Here is a 14,624-nt window from a genome sequence, read left to right on the forward strand (position 1 = left end):
AAATGCCCCACAACTGGTCAGACCGGTAAGGCCAAAATCCCTTGCAATGTAGGATTTTTCGCGGTTTTATGATCCCGCGCTGAACAAACCGGTAAGACCACAACAATAATGAAGTCCTGCGCTCTTTCGCCCCGTGCGGCACCGAAGCAAGGACACCGATCAGAGATCACTCCCATGCTCAAATGGTGCTCGCGTTCGATCTTCCTGCAAGTCGTGCTCGGCCTTGCCCTCGGCATCGCCTGCGGCCTCAGCTTCCCCGACCTCTCCCTGCAACTCAAACCCCTAGGCGATGGCTTTATCAAGCTGATCAAGATGCTTATCGGCCTGATCGTCTTTTGCGTGGTGGTCAGCGGCATTTCCGGCGCCGGCGACCTGAAGAAGGTCGGGCGCATCGGCCTTAAATCGGTGATCTACTTCGAAGTGCTGACCACCATCGCCCTGGTCATCGGCCTGGTGTTCGCCTTCAGCAGCGGCATCGGCAGCGGCGCCAACATTCACCTTGACCAGCTCTCCACTGCCGACGCCAACGGCCTGGCCGAGCGCGGTCAGCATATCCACGGGGCCACGGCGTTCTTCATGGACCTGATCCCGACCTCGGTGGTCGGTGCCTTCGCCGACAACAACATCCTCCAGGTGCTGCTGTTCTCGGTGCTGTTCGGCAGCGCCCTGAACCTGGTAGGCGAATCGGCCGCCGGCATCTCGCGGCTGATCAACGAGCTGAGCCACGTGATCTTCCGCATCATGGGCATGATCGTGCGCCTGGCGCCGATCGGTGTGTTCGGTGCCATTGCCTTCACCACCAGCAAGTACGGCCTGGAGTCGCTGCAGCACCTGGGCGGCCTGGTGGCACTGTTCTACCTGACCTGCGCCGGCTTCGTGCTGATCATCCTGGGTACCGTGATGCGCGTGTCGGGCCTGAAACTGCTGCCGTTCATCAAGTACCTGCGTGAAGAACTGACCATCGTCCTCGGCACCGCTTCGTCCGACGCCGTGCTGCCGCAGATCATGCGCAAGCTGGAACACCTGGGTATCGGCAGCTCCACCGTCGGCCTGGTGATCCCCACCGGCTACTCGTTCAACCTCGACGGTTTCTCCATCTACCTGACCCTGGCCATCGTGTTCATCGCCAATGCCACCGGCACGCCACTGGAAATGACCGACCTGCTGACCATCCTGCTGGTGTCGCTGGTGACTTCCAAGGGTGCTCACGGCATCCCAGGCTCGGCGCTGGTGATCCTCGCCGCGACCCTGACCGCCGTGCCGGCGATCCCGGTGGTGGGCCTGGTGCTGGTGCTGGCGGTGGACTGGTTCATGGGCATTGGCCGGGCACTGACCAACCTGATCGGCAACTGCGTGGCCACCGTGGCCATTGCCCGCTGGGAAAAGGACATCGATCTGGAACGTGCTCAGAACGTACTCGATGGCAAACCCGGCTTCGCCCCTGCGCCACGCAAGCAAGCCAACCCCCATCAACAGGAATTCTGAGCCAAAGTGGCCGGCGCCGGCGCCGGCCCTTCCAGGAGCAAACCGTGATCAGCTCATCGACCGTCGTCAACTCAGTGGTGGAAAAACTGCGCCAGGCCTTGGCCCGTGGCCAGTGGCGCTCCGGCGACATGCTGCCCGGCCAGCGCGAGCTTGCCGAGCAACTGGGCATCAGCCGCCCCAGCCTGCGCGAAGCCGTGACCGTGCTGGAAACCCTGGGCCTGGTGCGTGCGCTGCCGGGTAAAGGGGTGCTGGTGCTGGACGCCGAGGCGGCGCCCCAGGACCCAACCACCGAAAGTACCGCAGCGGCCAGCCTGGCCGATGTGCTGGAGCTGCGCTACACCCTCGAACCGTTCATCGTCGGCCTGGTCGCGCAATCGGCCAACAACCAGGACATCGGCCAACTGCGCCTGACCCTGATGGACATGCGCGAAGCCCTGGAAGCCGATGACAGCGAAGCCGGGGTCAAGGCCTACATCGCGTTCCACGAGGCACTGTTCGCCCTGACCACCAACCCGATCTTCCAGAGCGTGGTACAGCAGACCGGCAACGCCCTCAAGCAGAGCGCCAGCATGCTGCGCAACTCACCCGAGCACCTGGCCGCGCGGCTCAAGGAAAACGAAGCCGTGGTGCGCGCCATTCGTGAACGCAACAGCGCCCACGCCAGCGCCCAGATGCGCCAGCACATCCTCGCCGAGGGCCAGCGCATGGGCATTCAACTCAACATCCCGGACGACCAGCCCGGCCAATGACACCAGGAGAGCGACCATGACCGCCTGCGCCCACGCCGCCCCCCGCCTGCCTGCCCTGCTCGCCGCTGGCGAGACCCGCCTTTCGGCCGAGCAGATCTACCCACGCCTGTTCGATGCGATCCTCGAGCAGCGCCTGCCGCCGGGCAGCCTGTTGCCCGAACAGGCCCTGGGCAATGCCTTCGGGGTGAGTCGCACGGTGATCCGCCGGGTGCTCGGACGCCTGTCGGACCAGCAAGTGGTGGTGCAGCGCCCCAGCCACACCGCCCACCTGGCCGCCCCCGACCCTGAGCAGGCACGCCAGGTGCTCAGCGCCCGGCGCCTGGCCGAAACCACCCTGATCAGCCTGGCCGCCCAGCGTGCCCGGCCAGCGCAGATCCGTCAGCTGCGCCAGCTGGTCGAGCGCGAGCGCCAGCACCACGAACGCGGCGAGCGCTGCGCCGCCATCCGCCTGGGTGGCGAGTTCCATCTCAAACTCGCCCAGGTGGCGGCCAATGCACCGCTGGCGCGCTTTCTCAACGGCCTGGTGCCGATGACCTCGCTGATCATCGCCCGTTACGAATCGCCCTGCTGTGACCACTGCGCCTGGGAAGAGCATGCGGCGATCATCGATGCCGTCGAGGCGGGTGACTCGGGTGCGGCGCTGACGTTGATGCATGAACACCTGGACCGCCTGGAAGACAAGCTCGACCTGGATTGAGCCGGGGCCGCTGTGCGGCCCATCGCCGGCAAGCGCGGCGCCTGCTGGGATAGCGCAAGATTCAAGCCCTGCACAGTTCTTGTAGGAGCCGGCTTGCCGGCGATGGGCTGCAGGGCAGCCCCATCAGCACCGCCCTATACTCGGATAACCACCCAGCCTCTACCCCAAGGGAGGCAGCCGAGTGAGCCCACGCCTGTTGATCCTGCTGTGCTTCTTGCTGGCCATCGCCGGCTGCGCCGGCAAACGCCCACCAGCCGCTCCGCCACCGGCGGTGCTCGACCCCGCGGCCTGGCAGCGCATCGACCAGGAATTGATCGAGGCCTCGGTCGGCGCTGCCGGCTCTGCCAACGACTATGCGCGGCGCTCGATGCGGGTATGGAAGGAGCAGGTGCAGCAGCGCACCGAAAACGACTTCATCCCCTGGTTCACCGGCTACTGGACCCAGCAATGGCTGACCATGAAGGTGGCCTGGTACAAGCTCGACAGCGGCGAAGGCCGTGAGCCTGCAGAGAAGCGCCTGGCGCTGTACCTGCAGGAGCAGTACCACGAGCGGGTAATCGAACCGGTGGCCGAGCAGATCAACCCCGAAGGCATCCGCGATCGTGCCTGTGAGCTTTACGTGCAACTGCTCGGCCAGCAATTGCCGGCCATCATCCAGCGTTACAACGCCGCGCCCGAAGCATTCAGCCAGCGCCTGAATCGCATCCCGGCGATCAACCTGGGGCCACCGCAGGCCCGCAATGCCACGCTGTATCAATTGCTGCGCACCAAGTCACTGGATCAGCAGCCGGCCTGGCTGGCGTTGCGCGAGCACTTGCACAAGCAGGCCAGCAAAGGCCCGGGGAAAACCGACGTGGGCTTGTCGTCCGTGGCGACCAATGCCAGCGAAAAACTCGGTGCCACCCTGGCGCCGCGCGGCATTGCCAGCGCCGTAGCCAGCGCCGTCGGCAAGGTGGCCGGGGCCATGATTTCCATTGCAGCGACCGGTTACGGCATGATGACCCACAACCGTGACCAGCCGCAGATGGTCGAGCAGTTGCGGGTCATCCTCAACGTCGCGCTCAACCAGGAATGGCAGGAGCTGATGGAGAACCGCCAGAGCGGCGCGCTGGCGGGGGTGTACTACTTGTCGGGGCAGGTTGAAGACAGCCTGCTGGCCACCGCGCCACAGCCATCCATGCAGCAGCAGACCCAACAGCGGCAAGCACCAGCACCCCAGGAGCCTTTGCTGATACGCCTGCCGTAGCAGACAGTCCCGGCCTCTTCGCAGGCAAGCCCGCGAAGAGGCCGGGACAGGTCGCCTCAGGCAGCGGCCATGGCCGAGGTCGGCAAACCAAAGATCCGGTCGAATGCCCAGTTGTAGGCGAAGGTGTAGCACGGGATCAGAATGATGAACGCCAGGTCGACCAGAAACGCCTCCACCAGGCTCATGTCCAGCCACCAGGCAATCAGCGGAATCAGATACACCACCAAAGTCAGCTGAAAACCGATGGCATGCACCACCCGCCGCGCCACGCTGCGCCCGCGCTTGGCCTGGCGGCTCTCCCAGTACTCGAACAGGCTGTTGTAGATCAGGTTCCAGAGCATGGCGATGGTGGTGATCATCACCGCCAGCGGCCCGGTGTGCGACGCCTGGGTGTCCGACAGATAGGCCAGCCCCAGCGTCGACATGCACAGGCCGATCAGTTCATAGGCGGTCACATAGACCAGTTTGCGTTTGACGCCCTGCACGGGTTACCTCATGTGTCGAAATGCGATGAGGCGCAAGGATGATTCAATCCGCTTGACAGAAAAAGTCAGCAGCTTTCAGATTGACTGACAGGAGGCTGCCATGAATTTTTCCAGCGACAACATCCAGCTGTTTCTCGCCGTGCTCGACCGCGGCTCGTTTTCCGCCGCCGCCCGCGCCCTGCAGCGCGTACCCTCGGCGGTCAGCATGGCCATCGGCAACCTTGAAGCCGAACTGGGTTACAGCCTGTTCGAGCGCGGCCCACGCGAGGTCCGCGCCACCGCCCAGGCCCTGGCCCTCGAGCCCCATGCGCGGCTGATCGCCGAACAGCTGGGCCTGCTGCAGGTGCACGCGCTCGAGCTGTCCCAAGGCCTGGAGAGCAGCCTGACCCTGGCCGTGGTCCCCGATATCGACCATCGCCCGCTGCTGGCGGCCATTGCCAGCCTGGGCGCACGCTACCCGCTGCTCGACATCCAGCTGCTCAGTGCCCCTCAGGAAGAAGCCCTGCACCTGCTCGACAGCGGCCGTGCAGACCTGTGCCTGGCCTTCGCCGGCTTGCAGGTCGATGCCCGCCGCAGCTTCCAGCACATCGGCATGGAGTCGCTGGTGGCCACCTTGGCGCCGGCCCACCCAGCCCTGCTCGAGGGCCGCATCCACTACCTCGAAGACCTGGTCAATGTGCGCCAGATCCTGGTCCGCAGCCGCGACCTGCCACTGCTCGACCCTCGCCCGTTGATCGGCGCCACACACTGGTCCACCGACAGTTTCGACCTGGCCCTGCAGATGGTCGAAGCCGGCCTTGGCTGGGGTGACCTGCCACTGGCACGCGTGGCGCCACTGGTCGATGCCGGCCGCCTGGTGCGGCTGCAATTTCGCAATACCCGCAACGAGCTGCAGCTGCCGATACATGCCTTTTGGCGCAAGCAGCAACCGCTGCGCCAGGGCGCACGCCTGCTGATCGATCTATTGGCCGCCGGCTAGCCCACCGTCCGTCGACCTGGGCCAAAGAAAATTGGTAAGTGTTTCAACCTTTTACCGGCCGAGCCGATATCCCAGGAGACAGGCCCCGCCTTCGCGCCACAAGCGCGCGGCGCCCTCCCCTCCATGGCTCAAGGTCTCGAAACATGAACCTGAAATTTCGCCACAAGATCCTCCTCAGCGCCTGCGGTGTCGTGGTGCTGGCCTTTGCGCTGTTCACGCTCTACAACGATTATCTGCAACGCAATACCCTTCGCCAGAACATCGAATCGTCCGTGCAACAGGCCGGCGCGCTGACCGCCAGCAGCGTGCAGAACTGGATGAGCGGGCGCATTCTGGTGCTGGAAAACCTGGCGCAGGACATTGCCGAACAAGGGGCAGGAGAAACCCTCGGTGGGCTGATCGAGCAGCCTTCCTACACGCGAAATTTCCTTTTTACCTACCTGGGCCAAGCCAACGGCGTATTCACCCAGCGCCCTGACACGCAGATGCCGGCCGGTTACGATCCGCGCCAGCGACCGTGGTACGCCAGTGCGGTCAGCGCTGGCCAGACCGTGCTCACCGCGCCGTACCAGGGCGCAGTCGGCGGCCTGATGGTGACCATCGCAGTACCGGTGAAAAGCAAGCACAGCGGCGAGCTGATCGGCGTGGTCGGCGGCGACCTGACCCTCGACACCTTGGTCGAGATCATCAACTCGGTCGACTTCGGCGGCATCGGCCACGCCTTCCTCGCCGACAGCAGTGGCCAGGTGATCGTCAGCCCCGACAAAGACCAGCTGATGAAGAACCTCAAGGACATCTACCCCGGCAGCGGCCTGCGCGTGACCGCCGGCATGCAGGATGTCACCCTCAACGGCGAGGAACGGCTGATCTCGTTCGCCCCGGTATCGGGCCTGCCGTCGGCGCAGTGGTACATCGGCCTGTCGATCGACAAGGCCAAGGCCTACGCCGCACTCAGCCAGTTCCGCACCTCGGCGATCATCGCCATGCTCATCGCCGTGGTCGCCATTGCCGTGCTGCTCGGCCTGCTGATTCCGGTACTGATGCGCCCGCTGACCACCATGGGCCGCGCCATGCGCGACATCGCCGAAGGTGAAGGCGACCTGACCCGCCGCCTCGACGTGCAGCACAAGGACGAATTCGGCGAACTGGCCAGCGCGTTCAACCGCTTCGTCGAACGCATCCACACCTCCATCAGCGAAGTGTCCTCGGCCACCCGCCTGGTGCACGACCTGTCGGAGAAAGTGGTCAACGCGTCCAATGCCTCGATCATCGGTTCCGAAGAACAAAGCATGCGCACCAACAGCGTGGCGGCGGCGATCAACCAGCTGGGCGCCGCCACCCAGGAGATCGCCCGCAATGCCGCCGATGCCTCGCAACACGCCAGCGGTGCCAGCGACCAGGCCCAGGGTGGCCGTGAAGTGGTCGAGCAGGCGATCAGCGCGATGACCGCGCTGTCACAGCGCATCAGCGAGTCTTGCGAACAGATCGAAACCCTCAATGCCAGCACCGACGAGATCGGCAAGATCCTCGACGTGATCAAGGGCATTTCCCAGCAGACCAACCTGCTGGCGCTCAACGCCGCCATCGAAGCCGCCCGTGCCGGGGAAGCCGGGCGCGGCTTTGCCGTGGTCGCCGACGAGGTGCGCAACCTGGCACACCGGACCCAGGAATCGGCTGAAGAGATCCACCGCATGATCACCAGCCTGCAGGTAGGCTCGCGCGAGGCGGTGCACACCATGAACACCAGCCAGGTCTCCAGCGAACAGACCGTGCAGGTGGCCAACCAGGCCGGCGAGCGCCTGGCCAGCGTGACCCAGCGCATTGGCGAAATCGACGGCATGAACCAGTCGGTGGCCACGGCTACCGAGGAGCAGACCGCGGTGGTCGAGAGCCTGAACCTGGACATCACCCAGATCAACGCGCTGAACCAGCAAGGGGTAGAGAACCTCAACCAGACCCTGCAGCATTGCGATGCCCTCGCTCAGCAGGCCGGGCGCCTGAAGCAGCTGGTGGGCAGCTTCCGCATCTGATGCAGCACGCCTCGTCGGCGAGCACGCACTTGCCGACGAGGCCCCTCAGCACTGCGCGACCACAGCCTTGGCGCTCCTGCCGCGCCGCACCCAGGCCAGCAACACCGCCGCCATCAGCACAAAGCCCAGATAGCCGAACAGCGGATACACCTGGCCCACCAGGCTGATGAACCCCACCAGGCTACAGACGAATGCCACCACTCCGGTCACCAACGCTGGCATCCGGGGGTCGAAGCCGATCACCAGGTCACCGTCGGCGACGAACGAACGTTGCCGGCCGCAGCGGGATACGCCACCGGCACCTCGATTACCACCCGATCACCGGCGCCTTCCCACAACGACGCATGACCCCGCCTACGCCCGCATCATCGCTCGCGAACGCGGCCAGTTCGACGATTTTATCCGCCACCCGGGCCAGGCGTTCGCGGTCGTGCTCAGTGGCCGGTGCGCATCGAATTCGAGACCGGTGAGGCCGTCAGCATCGGCCCACAGGAAACGGCCTACTTCGACAGCCAGGTGGGGCACATCTACCTGTCGGAGAGCGAGGATGGCGGCGATGCCCATGTGATGGTGGTGATGACCGATCGCTGAGGCCGGTTATAACCTAATAACGAACAAGTCTATTTGGCTATAAAAAAATCTATATGCTGGCTGCATCCGATAACGGGCAAAGCTGGGCAGTTGAGTAGCGTATGGATGTAGGATCTTTCGGTTTCACCATTGCCGGACTGGTTGTGGGTTTCATCGTCGGCATGACCGGCGTCGGTGGCGGCTCGCTGATGACCCCGATCCTGCTGTGGTTCGGTATCAACCCGGCGACTGCCGTGGGCACCGATCTGCTGTATGCCGCCATCACCAAGGGCGGTGGCATCTGGGTACATGCCCGTAACAAGAACATCGACTGGAAGATCACCGGCCTGCTCAGCCTCGGCAGCGTACCGGCGGCGGCGCTGACCCTGTGGTTCCTCAGCACCCTGCACACCGACACCACGGCGCTGAACGCGATCATCAAGCAGGGCCTGGCGGTGGTGCTGATCCTCACCGCGCTGGCGATCCTGTTCAAGTCGCGCCTGCAAGCGTTCGCCAGCCGCCACGCCAGTGATCACTACCACCTCAGCGACCGCAGCCTGAACACCCTCACCGTGCTGACCGGCGTGGTACTGGGCGTCATGGTCACCCTGACATCAATCGGCGCGGGGGCATTGGGCACCGTGGCGCTGTTCCTGCTCTACCCGTTCCTTGCCACACGCCGCCTGGTCGGTACCGAAATCGCCCACGCCGTGCCCCTGACCCTGGTCGCCGGTATCGGCCACGCAGGCATGGGCAACATGGACTGGTCACTGCTGGGCTACCTGCTGCTGGGCTCGCTGCCGGGCATCTACATGGGCAGCCACCTCGCCGGGCGTATCTCCGACCGCGTGCTGCGCCCTTGCCTGGCGACCATGTTGCTGCTGATCGGCTACAAGCTGGCATTCTGACCCGGCAAACGGCGCTTGCTCAGCCCAGACGCAAGCGCCATTGCCCGGTAAAGCTCAACTCGATACGCGATAACGGCAGCACATCGATCCGCTGCGCGGCAGCCAGCGGGCACTCCAGCACCGTCACCAGCGCAGCGCGAATCACCCAGGGGTGAGTCACCGCCAGCCATTCCCCCGGCCTGTCGAAGGCCATCAACCAAGCCCCCACGCGTTCGCACACCTGCGCGAACGACTCACCGCCATGGGGCGCGCTGACAGGGTCATTGAGCCACTGTGCCAACGCCTGCGGCTGCTCGGCCTGCAATTGCTTGAGCGGCAACCCCTGCCAATGGCCGAGGGCGCAATCGGCCAACGCCGGCTCGCTCTGCACCTGCGACGACAGCCACGCCGCCGTCTGTGCCGCACGCTGCTCTGGCGCAGCCAGCAGCTGCGTGCCGAGGGTGATCGCCAAAGGCTCCACGGCCAAGGGTAAAATGCCGTCGTCGGGCTGCGCCAGACGCCCGCTTTTCTGGGCCTGGGTCAGGGCGTGGCAGAGCAAGGTCAGGCGTACGGCTTTCACCAGGGCGTTCTTCACTGAAAGTCAGGCCGACTGGTTTAACACGCCGGCCGCATTTTTACCGCAACAAAGTCACGCCAATGCGGAACGTCGGGTTAGCATCGCCACTCCAATCAGGCGAAATGCCAGCAGAGACAGACCGATGCCCAGCTCCACACCTAGCCCCTTGCTGCTCGCCCTGCGCGAAGGCACCCGCGACTGCCACAAGGCGCTGGAGGCGCGCCTGCCCTTCTTCAGCCCTGGCTTCGATAGCGCAGCTTACCGTCGCCTGCTGCAGGCCTACTATGGCTTTCATGCCCCCCTGGAAAATCAGCTGAGCGACTATCAGGGGCCAGAGCGCCGCAAGGCCGCGGCCTTGGCCCGCGACCTGCGGGCTCTGGACCTGACTGAAGCCGACATCGACGCCCTCCCACTGTGCCAGGCACTGCCCGCCATCCGCGACGAGGCCAGCGCGCTGGGCGTGATGTACGTCCTGGAAGGCTCGACCCTGGGTGGCCAGGTGCTCAAGCGGGCAATGGCCGAGCGCCTGGGCATCGGCCACGACAGCGGTGCAGCCTTCCTCGATGTGTACGGCGAGCTGACCGGCAGCTACTGGCGAAGCTTCCTCGAACGGCTTGGCCAGGCATCGGCTGCAGCGCCGGCACAGGCCATCACGGTACAGGCCGCCATCGACACGTTCGGCCGTTTCGAAGCGTGGCTCGGCCAGCGCAATGTCTTGAATTAGAGCCTGCACTGGGCCCTTATTGGCGTTTTGCCACTGTTAATTCACAGCGGCGGTTCTCGTTCCTTGCTGTATCCAATGACAGCAAGGAAGTCGATTCATGACCGATATGACACGTCGCTCGTTGGTGGGCCTGGGCATGGCCCTGCCGTTGCTGGGCCAACTGGGCTGGGCCGACGAAGCCCCCGCTGCGCCAGGCACCGACCAAGGCCCGGTACGCATCAACTACAACGAAAGCCCCTGGGGCCCGAGCCCCGCTGCCCGCCAGGCGATGCGCGACGGCATCGAGCAATGCGGGCGCTACCCGTACAAGGCGCAGTACCGGCTGATCGACACCTTCGCTGCCGAACATGGCCTGGCGTCGTCGCAGGTACAAGTGTTCTGTGGCTCTAAACTAGCCCTGCAGCACGCCGTGATGGCCTTCACCGGCCCCCGGAGCCTGGTGCTCGCCGAGCCTTCCTATGAAGCGGCCGCCGAAGCCGCCAGAAGTCATGGCAGCGCCGTGCATGCAGTGGCCCTGGATGCGCGCCATGCCCATGACATCGATGCCATGCTGGCGGCCGACAGCGCCCCTGGGCTGATCTATCTGTGTAACCCCAACAACCCGACCGGCACGCTGACTGAGCGGTGCGATATCGAACGCCTGCTCAAGCGCGCACCGGCCGGCAGCGTGGTGCTGGTGGATGAGGCGTATATCCATTTCAGCGACGCCCAAAGCTGCATCAGCCTGGTCAAGGAGCACCCGCAACTGCTGGTGCTGCAGACGTTTTCCAAGCTCTACGGCATGGCCGGGGCGCGCCTTGGCCTGGCCATCGGGCAGGCGCCATTGCTCAAGCGCCTGGCGGTGTATGACGGCGACAACGTAGCCGCTGCATCGACCTTGCTGGCAGGGCTGGCGAGCCTGAACGACCAGCAGTTGGTGCCACAGCGCAAGGCCGAAAACGCCCGCCTGCGCGACCACACCATCGCCTGGCTCGGCGAGCGCGGCTGGCGGTGTACGGCGTCACAGACCAACTGCTTCATGATCGACATGCGTGGGCCGGCACAGCCGGTAGTCGAGCGCCTGGCCAAACATGGCGTGCTGGTGGGCCGGGTGTGGCCAAGCTGGCCGAACTGGGTGCGGGTGAGTGTCGGCGATGAACAGGACATGCTGCGCTTTCGGGCAGCTTTTGCCAGGGTGACCGCCGGATAGCCGCGTGGAGCCTTGGGCTGCAGCTGCCTGCCAGGCGGAACGCCTGGGCACTCCCGGCCGTCTGCAGTCAGCACTGTTCCCATCGGCTCCAAGCCCTTACCTGTATGCGCCAACGTGATCGGCTGCGACCTGGGGCCGAAGATTACCCCGATCGCCAGCCTGGCGACCTTGCTGTGGCTGCATGTGCTGGCGCGCAAGGGGGTGATGGTAGCGAAGGCGCTCACCATGCCGCTTACTGAGAAAGAGTCGAAGATTTGCGATGCCGCACGCCAGATCGGCAACGCACTGCTGAAGTCCACCCGTGATGTAAAAGCGGGCCACCATGGCGCACTACACCGGGCGAAAGTGCCTGAAGTATTCGATCCGCGTAGCAGAGCCAACGGGCTCAAGGATTGACCCGCCACAAGCCTGCCATCTGCGTGGTAAACCCCGCACTCATCAACTCCCGCCGCATCGCCCACTGCGCCGTCGCCGGCACCGCCGCACTGCGAAGCGTCCCCCTCCCCCAGCGCCCGTTAACGCCATCGATCACCTGCATGACCCGCTCGGCCTTCACGCTCTGCGTCGGCGTAAACAGATCTCCGGTCACTTCCCCACGCTGGCACAGCTCCATCAGCAGCACCTCGGCCTTGCTGTAGCGAAACCCTTCGCGATATACCCGCTCCACCGCCTCCAGCGCCATGCGTGTCAGCAGCCGCTCGTCATCGGTCGGGTATGGCAACTGCACGACCACGCCGTTGGCGTAGCGCGGCTCATCGGGGTTGAACATGCCGGTGCGGATGCTCACCCGCATCCGCTGCGTCAGCGAACGCTGCTTGCGCAGCTTTTGCGCCGCGCGCATCACGTAGGTGGCCACGGCTTCCTTGAGCGGCGCGAGTTCGGTCAGGCGCTGGCCGAACATGCGGCTGCAGCAGATTTCCTGGCGTGGCGGGTCGACTTCATCCAGTTGCAGGCACGGCGTGCCGGCCAGTTCACGGGCGGTCTTTTCCACCACCACGCTGAACGTCTTGCGCAGCAGGCCAGGGTTGGCGCGGGACAGGTCCCAGGCGGTGCGGATACCTAGCTCTTGCAGGTGTGCGGTAAGGCGTTTGCCAATGCCCCAGACCTCGGACACATCGCATTTTTTCAACACCCATTCGCGCTTTACCGGATCACGCAGATCGACCACCCAACCGCTCTGCACCGACCAGCGCTTGGCTGCGTGGTTGGCCAGTTTGGCCAGGGTCTTGGTGCCCGCGATACCGACCCCAACCGGAATACCGGTGTGCTTGAGCACCCGGGCGCGGATGTCGCGGCCAAGGTGCTCAAGGTCGCCAGGCATGCCGGCCAGGTCGGCGAAGGCCTCGTCGATGGAATACACCTCCAGCGCCGGGACCATGCCTTCGATCACCGTCATCACCCGCTGGCTCATGTCACCGTACAACGCATAGTTGGAGGAAAATGCCACCACCCCGTGGCGCCGCAGCAGGTCCTTCACCTGAAAGTACGGCTGGCCCATTTTTACCAAAGGCTTGGCCTCGGCGCTGCGGGCGACGATGCAGCCGTCGTTGTTGCTCAGCACGACGATGGGCGTGCGCTGCAGGTCGGGGCGAAACACCCGCTCGCAGCTCGCGTAGAAACTGTTGCAGTCGATCAGGGCAAAGACAGGTGTGGGTTTCATCGGGCGACATCAACAATACTGTATTTATATACAGTTAATCACAACACTCCGCCGATGCCTCCAGCCACTCATCCGATTTGCATCCTGCGCACAGGCTCCTACAGTTTCGAACTGTGACAACCCCGCCGAGGCTTCCGATGCGCAGCGCCGAAAAAACCGAGCAAGCCGCCACCGCCAAGGCCATGCCGAAGATTCCTCGCAGTGTCTGGGCGCTGGGGTTCGTCTCGCTGTTCATGGACATTTCCTCGGAGATGATCCACGCCCTGCTGCCGCTGTACATGGTCACCGTGCTCGGTACTTCGGTGGTCGCCGTCGGCGTCATCGAGGGCATCGCCGAAGCCACCGCGTCGATCACCAAGGTCTTCTCTGGCGCGCTCAGCGACCGCCTCGGCAAGCGCAAGCTGCTGACGGTGCTGGGCTATGGCCTGGGCGCATTGACCAAGCCGGTGTTCCCCATGGCCTCCGGGCTGGAATGGCTGATGGCTGCACGCTTCGTCGACCGTATCGGCAAGGGCATCCGCGGCGCTCCCCGCGATGCGCTGGTGGCCGATGTGACCCCGCCCGAACTGCGTGGCGCGGCATTCGGCCTGCGCCAGGCGCTGGACACCGTCGGCGCCTTCCTCGGCCCGTTGCTGGCGATGGCATTGATGTGGCTGACGGCGAGCCATTTCCAGACGGTGTTCTGGGTGGCGGTGATCCCAGCGTTCGTCGCCGTGGCCATTCTCATCGCCTTCGTTCGCGAACCCGAGGTGGCGCCCGGTGCGCGGCCAGTGCGCTCGCCCCTGGCACTGCATGAACTGGCACGCCTGGGGCCGGCCTACTGGCGGCTGATCGGCCTGGCCATGGTGTTCACCCTGGCCCGTTTCAGCGAGGCGTTTCTGCTGCTGCGCGCCCAGGACATGGGCCTGGCGCCGTTGTGGGCCCCCGCGGTACTGGTGCTCATGGCCTTGGCCTACTCGCTGTCGGCCTACCCGGCCGGCGCGCTGTCGGACCACCTGGGCCGCCGTGGCGTGCTGATGATGGGGCTAGGCCTGCTGATCGGCGCCGACCTGTTGCTGGCCCTGGCGCCGGGCTGGGCCGGGCTGGCACTGGGCGTGGCGGCCTGGGGCCTGCACCTGGGCTTCACCCAGGGCATCTTCGCTGCGCTGATCGCCGACAGCGCGCCGGCCAACCTGCGCGGCACGGCATTCGGCCTGTTCAACCTGCTGACCGGGGTGGCGCTGCTGGCCGCCAGCGTGGTGGCCGGGCTGTTGTGGGATGGCGCCGGGTTCCAGGCGACCTTCCTGGTCGGGGCGGGGTTTGCCGGTGCCACGTTGCTGGGCGTGACGCTGCTGCGCTGAGCCCGC

13 protein-coding genes and 4 pseudogenes are annotated in these 14,624 nt (G+C 65.0%); 13 read left to right on the forward strand and 4 right to left on the reverse strand.

Going from position 1 to position 14,624, the window contains the following annotated elements:
* Nucleotides 1–174: 174 nt before the first annotated feature.
* The 4 genes from APH27_RS02775 (at nt 175) to APH27_RS02790 (ending at nt 4,177) form a co-directional block, all read left to right on the forward strand.
* Nucleotides 175–1,485: a C4-dicarboxylate transporter DctA gene (locus tag APH27_RS02775; protein WP_027919614.1), complete on the forward strand. Its 1,311-nt coding sequence runs from the start codon at nt 175–177 to the stop codon at nt 1,483–1,485.
* A 44-nt stretch (nt 1,486–1,529) separates the two neighbouring features.
* A complete protein-coding gene (locus APH27_RS02780) occupies nt 1,530–2,234 on the forward strand; it encodes a FadR/GntR family transcriptional regulator (RefSeq protein WP_027919613.1) in 705 nt (234 codons plus the stop codon).
* Between the two features lie 16 nt (nt 2,235–2,250).
* A complete protein-coding gene (locus APH27_RS02785; RefSeq protein WP_060483910.1) occupies nt 2,251–2,931 on the forward strand; it encodes a GntR family transcriptional regulator in 681 nt (226 codons plus the stop codon).
* Nucleotides 2,932–3,112: 181 nt separating this feature from the next.
* Entirely contained in the window at nt 3,113–4,177 is a 1,065-nt protein-coding gene (locus APH27_RS02790) for a hypothetical protein (RefSeq protein WP_060483911.1), read from the forward strand.
* A gap of 56 nt (nt 4,178–4,233) precedes the next feature.
* Here APH27_RS02790 and APH27_RS02795 read toward each other — a convergent pair whose 3' ends face one another.
* Nucleotides 4,234–4,662: a PACE efflux transporter gene (locus APH27_RS02795; RefSeq protein ID WP_060483912.1), complete on the reverse strand. Its 429-nt coding sequence runs from the start codon at nt 4,660–4,662 to the stop codon at nt 4,234–4,236.
* A gap of 100 nt (nt 4,663–4,762) precedes the next feature.
* Between APH27_RS02795 and APH27_RS02800 the strand changes: the two genes are divergently transcribed.
* The 3 genes and pseudogenes from APH27_RS02800 (at nt 4,763) to APH27_RS27065 (ending at nt 7,671) form a co-directional block, all read left to right on the forward strand.
* On the forward strand, nt 4,763–5,641 hold the full coding sequence (locus tag APH27_RS02800) for a LysR family transcriptional regulator (protein WP_060483913.1): 879 nt from the start codon (nt 4,763–4,765) through the stop codon (nt 5,639–5,641).
* A 143-nt stretch (nt 5,642–5,784) separates the two neighbouring features.
* A pseudogene (locus tag APH27_RS27060) lies at nt 5,785–6,813 on the forward strand (cache domain-containing protein); the annotation flags it as partial.
* Between the two features lie 117 nt (nt 6,814–6,930).
* The gene (locus APH27_RS27065) at nt 6,931–7,671 is read left to right on the forward strand and encodes a methyl-accepting chemotaxis protein (RefSeq protein WP_371260260.1); all 741 of its coding nucleotides are present in this window, start codon (nt 6,931–6,933) and stop codon (nt 7,669–7,671) included.
* Nucleotides 7,672–7,716: 45 nt separating this feature from the next.
* Here the strand turns inward: APH27_RS27065 and APH27_RS26530 are convergent.
* Nucleotides 7,717–7,896, reverse strand: a pseudogene (locus APH27_RS26530) (hypothetical protein); the annotation flags it as partial.
* Nucleotides 7,897–7,938: 42 nt separating this feature from the next.
* On the opposite strand from APH27_RS26530, the pseudogene APH27_RS02815 reads away from it, so the two are divergent.
* Both APH27_RS02815 and APH27_RS02820 read left to right on the forward strand, forming a co-directional pair.
* Nucleotides 7,939–8,262 (forward strand): annotated as a pseudogene (locus APH27_RS02815) (cupin domain-containing protein); the annotation flags it as partial.
* Nucleotides 8,263–8,363: 101 nt separating this feature from the next.
* On the forward strand, nt 8,364–9,149 hold the full coding sequence (locus APH27_RS02820) for a sulfite exporter TauE/SafE family protein (protein WP_060483915.1): 786 nt from the start codon (nt 8,364–8,366) through the stop codon (nt 9,147–9,149).
* A gap of 19 nt (nt 9,150–9,168) precedes the next feature.
* On the opposite strand, the gene APH27_RS02825 is transcribed toward APH27_RS02820, so the two are convergent.
* Nucleotides 9,169–9,708: a histidine phosphatase family protein gene (locus APH27_RS02825; protein ID WP_027919605.1), complete on the reverse strand. Its 540-nt coding sequence runs from the start codon at nt 9,706–9,708 to the stop codon at nt 9,169–9,171.
* Nucleotides 9,709–9,847: 139 nt separating this feature from the next.
* Between APH27_RS02825 and APH27_RS02830 the strand changes: the two genes are divergently transcribed.
* The 3 genes and pseudogenes from APH27_RS02830 to APH27_RS25545 form a co-directional block, all read left to right on the forward strand.
* A complete protein-coding gene (locus APH27_RS02830) occupies nt 9,848–10,429 on the forward strand; it encodes a biliverdin-producing heme oxygenase (RefSeq protein ID WP_060483916.1) in 582 nt (193 codons plus the stop codon).
* A 97-nt stretch (nt 10,430–10,526) separates the two neighbouring features.
* Nucleotides 10,527–11,618 (forward strand): pyridoxal phosphate-dependent aminotransferase, encoded by a 1,092-nt coding sequence (locus APH27_RS02835; RefSeq protein WP_060483917.1) that lies wholly within the window; start codon nt 10,527–10,529, stop codon nt 11,616–11,618.
* A 102-nt stretch (nt 11,619–11,720) separates the two neighbouring features.
* Nucleotides 11,721–11,828, forward strand: a pseudogene (locus APH27_RS25545) (ArsB/NhaD family transporter); the annotation flags it as partial.
* Nucleotides 11,829–12,003: 175 nt separating this feature from the next.
* Here APH27_RS25545 and APH27_RS02845 read toward each other — a convergent pair.
* Complete coding sequence (locus APH27_RS02845) at nt 12,004–13,278, reverse strand: Y-family DNA polymerase (protein ID WP_060483919.1); 1,275 nt, start codon at nt 13,276–13,278, stop codon at nt 12,004–12,006.
* Between the two features lie 137 nt (nt 13,279–13,415).
* Between APH27_RS02845 and APH27_RS02850 the strand changes: the two genes are divergently transcribed.
* Nucleotides 13,416–14,618, forward strand: coding sequence for an MFS transporter (locus APH27_RS02850; RefSeq protein ID WP_027919601.1), 1,203 nt, complete (start codon nt 13,416–13,418; stop codon nt 14,616–14,618).
* The last annotated feature ends 6 nt before the right edge of the window (nt 14,619–14,624 follow it).

It is taken from the genome of Pseudomonas sp. NBRC 111123, from assembly GCF_001320205.1.
GTDB classification, from domain to species: Bacteria; Pseudomonadota; Gammaproteobacteria; order Pseudomonadales; family Pseudomonadaceae; genus Aquipseudomonas; species Aquipseudomonas putida_J.

Bases quoted from the DNA above. Each gene is read 5' to 3' on its own strand.
- APH27_RS02775 (WP_027919614.1), top strand. From the start codon at position 175: ATGCTCAAATGGTGCTCGCGTTCGATCTTCCTGCAAGTCGTGCTCGGC.
- APH27_RS02785 (WP_060483910.1), top strand. From the start codon at position 2,251: ATGACCGCCTGCGCCCACGCCGCCCCCCGCCTGCCTGCCCTGCTCGCC.
- APH27_RS02800 (WP_060483913.1), top strand. From the start codon at position 4,763: ATGAATTTTTCCAGCGACAACATCCAGCTGTTTCTCGCCGTGCTCGAC.
- APH27_RS27065 (WP_371260260.1), top strand. From the start codon at position 6,931: ATGCGCACCAACAGCGTGGCGGCGGCGATCAACCAGCTGGGCGCCGCC.
- APH27_RS02820 (WP_060483915.1), top strand. From the start codon at position 8,364: ATGGATGTAGGATCTTTCGGTTTCACCATTGCCGGACTGGTTGTGGGT.
- APH27_RS02830 (WP_060483916.1), top strand. From the start codon at position 9,848: ATGCCCAGCTCCACACCTAGCCCCTTGCTGCTCGCCCTGCGCGAAGGC.
- APH27_RS02835 (WP_060483917.1), top strand. From the start codon at position 10,527: ATGACCGATATGACACGTCGCTCGTTGGTGGGCCTGGGCATGGCCCTG.
- APH27_RS02845 (WP_060483919.1), bottom strand. From the start codon at position 13,278: ATGAAACCCACACCTGTCTTTGCCCTGATCGACTGCAACAGTTTCTAC.
- APH27_RS02850 (WP_027919601.1), top strand. From the start codon at position 13,416: ATGCGCAGCGCCGAAAAAACCGAGCAAGCCGCCACCGCCAAGGCCATG.